The sequence below is a fragment of the Vibrio sp. 2132-1 genome, assembly GCF_033344315.1.
The window spans coordinates 1-511 of the sequence record NZ_JAWPON010000881.1; the positions used below are offsets into that span (position 1 = coordinate 1).

Genomic DNA, 511 nt, shown 5'->3' on the forward strand with positions numbered 1-511 from the left:
GATAAACTTTGCATCGTTTTTAAAGTTTAGAGTTCAAATTAATGGAGGGCGGTATTGGAGTTCTTCTCCCCTGAGAAGCGTTTCAAATTACGTTAAATTTGTATTTATGGATAATGCATTTAAAAAATATAGTATCGACACAACAGACTATCAGGTTGGCCAAGACAACGTTCAAAAATGGGGCTTCGATATACACAATCCCGTATTCGGCATCAGTGCTGGTCTCGTTGTTTTCTGTCTTATTTCACTTCTTCTTGTCGAACCAGTCACCGCTCGCGACGCATTAAACGGGATCAAAAACGGAATTATTGAACAGTTTGATGCATTCTTTATGTGGTCTACCAATTTCTTCTTATTGTTCGCTGTTGCTCTGCTTTTCTCGCCATTAGGTAAGATTCGCTTAGGCGGTAAAGAGGCGACGCCGGATCACTCAACCGTTTCATGGCTATCAATGCTGTTTGCTGCAGGTATGGGTATTGGCCTCTTATTTTGGAGTGTGGCTGAGCCAACG

Annotated in this window: 1 protein-coding gene; it reads left to right on the plus strand. The window is 41.7% G+C overall.

All coding sequences use genetic code 11. The features are described from left to right. Positions 1-106 precede the first annotated feature (106 nt). Positions 107-511: BCCT family transporter (locus R8N47_RS28520; protein ID WP_031782604.1), on the plus strand; the 405-nt coding region annotated here is incomplete at its 3' end.